Annotated in this window: 7 protein-coding genes and 2 pseudogenes; 1 reads left to right on the top strand and 8 read right to left on the bottom strand. The window is 73.0% G+C overall.

The window, feature by feature from the left end; all coding sequences use genetic code 11:
* The 7 genes and pseudogenes from ACIQOV_RS16600 to ACIQOV_RS16570 form a co-directional block, all read right to left on the bottom strand.
* Positions 1-591, bottom strand: a pseudogene (locus tag ACIQOV_RS16600) (hypothetical protein); the annotation flags it as partial.
* A complete protein-coding gene (locus tag ACIQOV_RS16595) occupies positions 588-1,232 on the bottom strand; it encodes a DUF6084 family protein (protein WP_401049151.1) in 645 nt (214 codons plus the stop codon). The gene ACIQOV_RS16595 and the pseudogene ACIQOV_RS16600, both read right to left, overlap by 4 nt.
* Complete coding sequence (locus tag ACIQOV_RS16590; protein WP_401049149.1) at positions 1,229-1,876, bottom strand: DUF5947 family protein; 648 nt, start codon at positions 1,874-1,876, stop codon at positions 1,229-1,231. The genes ACIQOV_RS16595 and ACIQOV_RS16590 overlap by 4 nt, the downstream gene beginning before the upstream one ends.
* The gene (locus ACIQOV_RS16585; protein WP_380542589.1) at positions 1,873-2,340 is read right to left on the bottom strand and encodes a thioredoxin; all 468 of its coding nucleotides are present in this window, start codon (positions 2,338-2,340) and stop codon (positions 1,873-1,875) included. The genes ACIQOV_RS16590 and ACIQOV_RS16585 overlap by 4 nt, the downstream gene beginning before the upstream one ends.
* Positions 2,337-4,124: a nickel-dependent hydrogenase large subunit gene (locus ACIQOV_RS16580; RefSeq protein ID WP_359908256.1), complete on the bottom strand. Its 1,788-nt coding sequence runs from the start codon at positions 4,122-4,124 to the stop codon at positions 2,337-2,339. The genes ACIQOV_RS16585 and ACIQOV_RS16580 overlap by 4 nt, the downstream gene beginning before the upstream one ends.
* Before the next feature lie 115 nt (positions 4,125-4,239).
* On the bottom strand, positions 4,240-5,313 hold the full coding sequence (locus tag ACIQOV_RS16575; RefSeq protein ID WP_359908258.1) for a hydrogenase expression protein HypE: 1,074 nt from the start codon (positions 5,311-5,313) through the stop codon (positions 4,240-4,242).
* A 132-nt stretch (positions 5,314-5,445) separates the two neighbouring features.
* On the bottom strand, positions 5,446-7,134 hold the full coding sequence (locus ACIQOV_RS16570) for an enoyl-CoA hydratase-related protein (RefSeq protein WP_401049146.1): 1,689 nt from the start codon (positions 7,132-7,134) through the stop codon (positions 5,446-5,448).
* Positions 7,135-7,279: 145 nt separating this feature from the next.
* Between ACIQOV_RS16570 and ACIQOV_RS16565 the strand changes: the two genes are divergently transcribed.
* Entirely contained in the window at positions 7,280-7,711 is a 432-nt protein-coding gene (locus ACIQOV_RS16565) for a GNAT family N-acetyltransferase (protein ID WP_401049144.1), read from the top strand.
* Positions 7,712-7,787: 76 nt separating this feature from the next.
* On the opposite strand, the pseudogene ACIQOV_RS16560 reads toward ACIQOV_RS16565, so the two are convergent.
* A pseudogene (locus tag ACIQOV_RS16560) lies at positions 7,788-8,117 on the bottom strand (hypothetical protein); the annotation flags it as partial.

The raw sequence follows: 8,117 nt of genomic DNA, 5'->3' as shown, positions 1-8,117 counted from the left end.
GGAGGTGTTCTCCACCTCCACGGTCAGCCGCTGCACCCGGTACGGGCCGGGCAGTTCCTCGGCCCGCAGCCAGACCAGGCCGTCGACCTGTTCGCGCCGTCGCACCACCCGGCCGACGACGGCGCCGTCCTCGTGCACCAGACCGGTTTCGCCGACGCCCGGCAGCCGGAACGGCCGCTGCACCCCCTCGCCGTCCACCTCCTCGACCGGGACCAGGAGTTCGACCCTTTCCTCGGCGCCCTCGTCCCACTCGACGAGGTCCCGGTCGGCCAGCTCCAGGCGCTCCACCGACTCGAAGCCGGCGGCGGTGGCCCGTTCGACGGTGCGCCGCTGGACCCGCAGGAAACGCAGCTCGACCGCCAGCAGGTCCCCGCCGCGCGCCTCCATCAGGCACTCGGTGCGCTGGTGGGAGTGCTCGCCGCCGACCGCGGTGTACTCGGGCGGCACCAGGACGCCGAACTGCCAGCGCAGCCGGTTCTTGGCCGCCGAGGCGCGGTACGGGTAGAGCACGTAGCCCTCCAGCAGCACCGCGTCGGCGACCTGCCGGGCGGCCGTGAAGCCGCGCTCGATCCGCTCCGGGAAGCCGCTCACCGGACCGTCCCCCCGATCGCGGCCGCCGCGAGCAGCTCGCGCACCGTCGCCTCCCAGGAGGGCAGGGCCCGCCGGGAGCGGTAGGCCAGCAGCTCGTCCATGACGTCCTCCGGCAGCCGCAGCCAGCCGCTGCCGGGGAAGTGCCGGTCGATCGCCTCCTGCCAGACCCGCACCGGCATCCGTACCCGGGCCTCCCGGTCCCAGGGCACCGGGCTGACCTGGAAGCCGCCGGGGCCGGAGAAGGCGGTGCCGGAGAAGAGCAGCAGCAGCGGCACCTCGCCGCCGTCCAGCGCCCGGAAGTAGCGGGCCGAGGCGACCTCCTGGTCGTAGGTGCAGGGCACCGAGAGGTCGATCTCCGTGCCGCCGGTGAAGCCGGGCACCAGCAGCGGCACGGTGGCGAACTGGACCGGGTTGAGCGTGGTGGCCCAGCGCTGCCGCTCGCCGAACAGGTCGGTCAGCCGCTCGCCCTCGGCGTCGCCGTAGGGCCGGCGGCCCGGTTCGATCCGCAGCTGGCACTGGAGGGCGAGGGCGTGCACCCGGGTGTCGGCCGGGGCCGTGATGCGCAGCCGGAACACCAGGGTCGGCCCGGCCGCGTACGGGTCGGACCGCACGCCGGTGCAGGCGAAGGCGAGGGCCGTCACGCCGTCACCTCCGCCCGCAGCGGGCGGGCCCGGTCGGCCAGCCGCGCGAAGAACGCGTCGAGTTCGGCCCGTGCCTCGGCGCCGCCGTCGAAGCCGTGCCAGCACCGCCGCAGCCGGCCGACCAGCTCGTAGCAGACGTCGATCGGCACCAGGAAGCACGTCACGCGTTCCTCGGTGCGGCGCAGCAGCAGCGCCTCCACGTCCGGTTCCAGGGCGTCGGCCAGCCGGCTGCCCCCGAGGGCGCGCTGCCAGGTCGCCTCGTCCAGCTCGCTCTCGGTGGCTCCGGCCGGGCCGGGGTAGAAGGCGAGCAGCTGGTCCATCACCGTGTTGCGGAACAGGAAGGCGGTGCCGACCGGGATGCCCAGCACCGACCAGGCCTGCTGGTCCAACTCGCGGGCCGGATCGGCGAGGTAGCGGTCCGGCACGGTGCGGTAGCGGCCGCCGGCCGCGCCCGGCTGCTGGAACAGCAGGCTGCAGGCGGTGCAGGCGCAGGCCAGGGCGCGCTCCTCGACGTCCACCAGGTGGCGGTGGCCGGCGGGCAGGTCCCGGCCGCAGAACGCGCACTGCTCGGGGCGCGGCGGGGCCGGTTCGCGCAGCCGGTGCAGCAGGGCGGTCCCGTCGCGGGAGATCCGGCGGGTGTTCATCGGGCCTCCGCCGGCTGCGGCGGGCGGGTGCCGATCTGGAGCAGTTGCGGGGCGCGCTCCAGTTCCACGGCGGTCACCTCGGGCGCGTGGCAGGCGAGGACGGCCTCCACCTCCTGTTCGCCGCAGCCGCAGCCGGTGGCCGTGCGGCGCAGCCGCAGGACGCCGGTGGCCGGGTCGAAGCCGGCCACCTCGACCCGCTCGGACAGGGCGGCCAGTGCCCGGTCGATCCGGGCGGGGAGGTCCTCGGGGTGCAGGTCGTGCAGGAGCAGCACCCCGGCGACGGCCGGGTCGTCCAGCATCCGGTCCAGTGCGGGTGGGGGCAGCGCCGGGACCATCCTGGCCAGGCCCTGGCCGTAGAACTCCATGAGTTCCCGGACCAGTTGCTCGCCCGCCTGCTCGGCGCCGCTGCCGGCCAGGGCGTCCAGGGCCTCGTGGATCCGCTGCCCGGTCCGCTCGGCCGTCATGCGGTGAGCCCGCTCAGGCCGGTGGGCACGTGCATGGTCTGCACGGTGCGCCCGCCGCCGACGTACATGTGCACGCCGCAGGGCAGACAGGGGTCGAAGCTGCGCACCGCGCGCATGATGTCGATGCCCTTGAAGGTGTCCGGGGGGTTCTCCTCGAAGATCGGGGTGTTCTGCACCGCGTCCTCGTACGGGCCGGGCGTGCCGTAGCTGTCCCGGACGCTGGCGTTCCACGGGGTGGGCGGGTACGGGTGGTAGTTGGCGATCTTGCCGTCGCGGATCACCATGTGGTGCGAGAGCACGCCGCGCACGGCCTCGGTGAAGCCGCAGCCGATCGACTCGTCCGGCACCTCGAAGCGCTCCCAGGTCTGGCTGCGCCCGGCGCGGACCTCGTCGAGCGCCTTCTCGGCGAAGTGCAGGGCGGCGGCGGCCGCGTACGCCTGGAAGTACGTGCGGGCGCGGTTGCGCTCGATGGCGTTGCTCCACTGCGGGATCTTCCACTCGAAGGTGACCTCGGGCTTGGTCATCGAGCGGGGCAGGTTGATCTGCACGCTGTGGCCGGTGGCCTTGATGTAGCCGATGTCGACCAGTCCGGACAGGGCGGTGGACCACAGGCGGGCGATCGGGCCGCCGCCGGTGTCGAGGGCGAGGTGGTCCTTGCCGTCGAACCAGCGCGGGGACATCACCCAGCTGTACTTGTCGTCGAAGTTCCGCTTCTGCGGGGCGGGGATGGTGTGCTGGTTCCACGGGTGGCGGGGGTCGACGGGGTTGCCCAGCGGGTCGTGGGTGACGAACAGGTCCTTGCCCTGCCAGTCCTCGTAGTAGGAGCTGCCGAGCAGGATGCGGATACCCAGGTTGATCTGCGTCAGGTCGTTGGTGACGAGCTTGCCGTCCACCACGACGCCGGGGGTGACGAACATCCGTCGGCCCCAGTCCGTCATGTTGCGGTAGGTGAAGTCGCAGTGGTCCGGGTCGTTGAGGCTGCCCCAGCAGCCGAGCAGGACCCGGCGCCGGCCGACCTCCTCGTAGCCGGGCAGGGCCTGGTAGAAGAAGTCGAAGAGGTCGTCGTGCAGCGGCACGACCTTCTTCATGAACTCGACGTAGCGCATCAGCCGGGTCAGGTAGTCGGTGAACAGCTGCACCGTGGCGACGGTGCCGACGCCGCCCGGGTAGAGCGTGGAGGGGTGCACGTGGCGGCCCTCCATCAGGCAGAACATCTCCCGGGTGTAGCGGCTGACCTGGAGCGCCTCGCGGTAGAACTCGCCCTCGATGGGGTTGAGCGAGCGCATGATGTCGGCGATCGTCCTGTAGCCGTGGTCGCCGGCGTGCGGGGCCTCGGTGCGCTCGGCCTGCTCCAGGACGCCGGGGTTGGTCTCGCGGACCATCTTCTCGCAGTAGTCGACCCCGACCAGGTTCTCCTGGAAGATGTTGTGGTCGAACATGTACTCGGCGGCCTCACCGAGGTTGATGATCCACTCGCCCAGGTGCGGGGGCTTCACCCCGTACGCCATGTTCTGCGTGTAGACCGAACAGGTGGCGTGGTTGTCGCCGCAGATCCCGCAGATCCGGCTGGTGATGAAGTGGGCGTCGCGCGGGTCCTTGCCGCGCATGAAGACGCTGTAGCCGCGGAAGACCGAGGAGGTGCTGTAGCACTCCGCGACCCGCTTCTGCTTGAAGTCGATCTTCGTGTGGATGCCCAGGCTGCCCACGATGCGGGTGATCGGGTCCCAGGACATCTCGGTCAGGCCGCTGCCGTCGCCGGCCGCCCTGGTGGTCGGTGTTGCCATCGTTGCTGTCGTGTCCTTGTCTCTGGGAGCGGGCCCCGGCGAGCGGGCGGGGGGTCGTCGAGCGGGCGTGGGCCGTCGGCGGCCGCACACCGGGCGGTGTGCGGCCCTGCGGCGGTCACCAGGGCGGGCGGTAGCCCGTGGTCAGGTGGCGGCCGGAGTGACGCCACTTCGGTTCCTTGTCCAGCGTGTTCAGCGTGATCGCGCGCAGCCGCCGGATCAGCGCGCCGTACGCGCTGCTGGCGTTGGTGGAGACCCGTGAACCGGGCGGCGGGTCCATGAAGGGCATGAACTTGTCCGGGAAGCCCGGCATGGTGCAGGCAATGCAGATGCCGCCCACGTTCGGGCAGCCGCCGATGCCGTTGGTCCAGCCGCGCTTGGCGACGTTGCACTTCACGACCGGGCCCCAGCAGCCGAGCCGCACCAGGCACTCGGGCGTGCCGTAGTCGGTGGCGAACTGCCCCTGCTCGTAGTAGCCGCCGCGGTCGCAGCCCTCGTGCACGGTGGCTCCGAACAGCCAGGCGGGCCGCAGCTTGTCGTCCAGCGGGATCATCGGCGCGGAGCCGGCCAGCTGGTACAGCAGGTAGGTGAGCGTCTCGGCGAAGTTGTCGGGCTGGATCGGGCAGCCCGGCACGCAGACGATGGGCAGCCCGGCCTTGGACTTCCAGTCCCAGCCGAGGTAGTCCGGCACGCCCATGGCGCCGGTCGGGTTGCCGGCCATCGCGTGGATGCCGCCGTACGTGGCGCAGGTGCCGATCGCCACCACGGCGGTCGCCTTCGGGGCGAGCCGGTCCAGCCACTCGCTGGTGGTGATGGGCTGACCGGTGGCGGGGTCGTCGCCGAAGCCGCACCAGTAGCCCTCCTTCTTGATCTTCTCGTTGGGGATGGACCCCTCGACGACCAGCACGAACGGCTCGATCTCGCCGCGGTCGGCCTTGAAGAACCACTCGACGAAGTTGTCCGCGCCCTGGACCGGGCCGCACTCGAAGTCGATCAGCGGCCAGTGCACCGCGACCTTGGGCAGGCCGGGCAGTGCGCCGGTGACGATCTCCTCGATGCTGGGCTGCATCGCGGCGGTCAGCGAGACGGAGTCGCCGTCGCAGCTGAGGCCCGCGTTGATCCAGAGAATGTGCACCACGTCGGTGTCGGTGGTTGCAGCTGTTGCAGTCGTTGCAGCTGTTGCAGCACCCATGAGGATGCCTCCTCGGGGATGGGAGCCTGAGGGAATGGCTCGAAGCCAGTCATAGCAACGGTCCGGGCCGGGCGCCGGTCCGCGCGGCCCGCGCCGGGCCCCGGGGAGGCAAGCCGGGCGGGGCCGTTCGGGTCACGGTCGCGCGGCGGGCCCCGTCGGCACCGGGCGCTTGTGGACGAACGCGGAACGCAGCGCGTGATACGGCGATTCGGGTGTGAAGAACTGCCGGTGCATGACCGCGAGCTCCTCCTCCCGGTAGGCGTCGAGCGGTTTCGTCCGCTCGTCGGCCTCGCGCGCGGCCTTCTTCGCCGCGATCCGCTGGTGCGCGGTGGGCGAGGCGGCGAGCAGCCCGGCCAGGTGGGCCGTGGACGGCCCGAACTCCTCCGGCCCGCAGGCGAGCACCCGGTCGACCAGGCCGATCCGCTCGGCGGTGGCCGCGGAGACGGGCAGCGCCTGGCGGGTCAGCCGCTCGGCCGCCACCGCGCCGAGGCGGCGCGGGAGGCTGTACGTCCAGTACTCGGACCCGTACAGCCCCATCAGCCGGTAGTGCGGGTTGAGGACGGAGCCGCCGCGGCACCACACCTCGTCCGCCGCCAGCGCCAGCATCACCCCGCCGGCCGCCGCGTTGCCCCCGACGGCGGCGACCACCAGCCGGTCGGTGGTGGTGAGCACCGCGTCGACCAGTTCGTCCATCGCGGTGATGTTGTCCCAGGACTCGACGGCCGGGTCCGCCGCGGCCTCGATCACGTTGAGGTGGATGCCGTTGGAGAAGAAGTCCCGGCCGCCGCCGAGCACCAGCACCGAGGTCGGGCGGGCGACGGCGAAGCGGTAGGCCGCCAGCAGGCGGCGGCAGTGGCCGGTGGACATCGCGCCGCCCGGGAAGGAGAAGCGCAGGAAGCCCACCGGGCCGTCCTCCTGGTAGCGGAGGTCCGACCAGACGGGGCCGTCCTGCTCGCCCGGCATCAGGGGCGCCGCCAGCTCCGGCAGGGCGGGGAGCAGGCCGCCGAGCGCCGTCACGGCGGGGAGCTTGACGCCCGCGGGGCCGCCGGGGGTGCGGCGGCGCAGTTCGGGGATCCACACGGCACCGTCCGTGGTGGCCCGGCACAGGGCCCCGGCCCGGGTGGCGAGCAGGTCGCCCGGGCAGCCGCGCAACACCGGTTCGCGGTGCCCGCCGTGCAGGTACCAGGTGCCGCCGCACAGCTCGTCGAGCACCCCGGGCCGGGAGTCCGCGGCGCGGAGCCTGCGCAGCACCGCCTCGGTGCTGTCGGCCGCCCAGTCGATCCGGCGCTCCTCCTGGCGCAGGACGGGCCGGGTGCGCACGGCACCGCTCCAGCCGGGGCCGGACTGCGGCTGCGGCGCGTACGTGCCCGAGGCGACGCGCTCCACGGCGAGCAGCGCGGCCGCCACCGCCGCGTCGGCGACCTCGTTGCGGTAGAGGTCGCTCTTGCCGTACTCCGGCAGCCGGCAGGGCGCCGAGGCCCAGACCGGCCCGGCGTCCATCTCCGCCTCGGCCTGGAGCACGGTGACGGCCCATTCGGTGCGGCCGTCCTGGATCGCCCGGTCGAGGGAGGAGGGGCCGCGGTCGCCCGGCGGGCCGGGGTGGACGATCAGGCAGGTGAGCTGCGACCAGAGCTCCCGCGGGATCGCGGTGCGCAGCATCGGGGCGAGCACCAGGTCGGGCTTGAGCCGGCGCACCGCGTCGAGCAACTCCTCGTCGTCACCGGCCAGTTGGAGGTCCACGGTGTGGCGCCGGTCGCGCAGTTCGGCGTGCAGCCGCTGGCTGAGGCTGTTGAACGCGCTGGCGAGGAGAAGAATCCGCATGTCCGCCTCCGACGGGGGTGCTCCGGGAACCCGGTGATCATCGCTTCCGCCCTCGCGGCCCCCCGCCGCGTCCGGCATGTCGCGCCGCGCGTTCACCCGAGCGGCCGGAGCCGGGCGACGGCGCCGAGCGGGTAGCATGTAAGCTATGAATCCAGCGAGCAACCCTTACGAGCTTCGTCCCGGCGTGCCCACCGTCGAGGTCTTCCGCCGCCTGCGCACCGACGCCGGCCTCTCCGACAAGGCCCCCGAGGCGGTCGCGCTCGCCCTCCCCAACACCTGGTACGGCGTGGTCCTCCACCACGAGGGCGAGCCCGTCGGCATGGGGCGGATCATCGGCGACGGCGGCACCGCGTTCCAGATCACCGACATCTGCGTCCACCCCGCGCACCAGGGCCGCGGCCTCGGCAAGCGCATCATGGCGGCGCTCACCGAGGAACTGGAGCGCCGGGCCCCCGCCACCGCGTACGTCTCGCTGATCGCGGACGGACCCGCGCGCTTCCTCTACGAGAAGTTCGGCTTCGCGGACACCGCCACCCACGACTCGATCGGCATGTACCGGCTGATGGGCGGCCGCTGACGGCCCCTCGGCCGGTTCGACGGCCCGAGCCCGGCGGCCGACGGGGCGTGTCCCCGGTCGGCCGCCGGGCGGGGGGTCACAGCGGCAGGACCTGCCAGTCGCCGAAGGCGGTGGCCGTCGTGCCGGTGCGGAAACGGACGCGGCCGTCCGTACCGACGGCGAACACGTGGAGCACCCCGCCGCCGTCGACGATCGCGGTCGGGAAGTCGAGGACGGTGCCGCCGAGGTCCTGCCAGGTGTCGCAGCCGGAGTTCGGGGCGGTCTGCGCGGTGGTGCTCACCCCGCCGCCGCCGTTGCGCTCGAACAGCACGACCCGTCCGCCGTCGACGATCGCGGTCGGGAAGTCGAGGACGGTGCCGCCGAGGTCCTGCCAGGTGTCGCAGCCGGAGTTCGGGGCGGTCTGCGC

The organism is Kitasatospora sp. NPDC091257 (genome assembly GCF_044757675.1).
In the GTDB taxonomy this organism is placed as follows: domain Bacteria; phylum Actinomycetota; class Actinomycetes; order Streptomycetales; family Streptomycetaceae; genus Kitasatospora; species Kitasatospora lactacystinica.
Note: the sequence above shows the minus strand (reverse complement) of the source record. Positions and strands in the feature narration are given on the sequence as shown.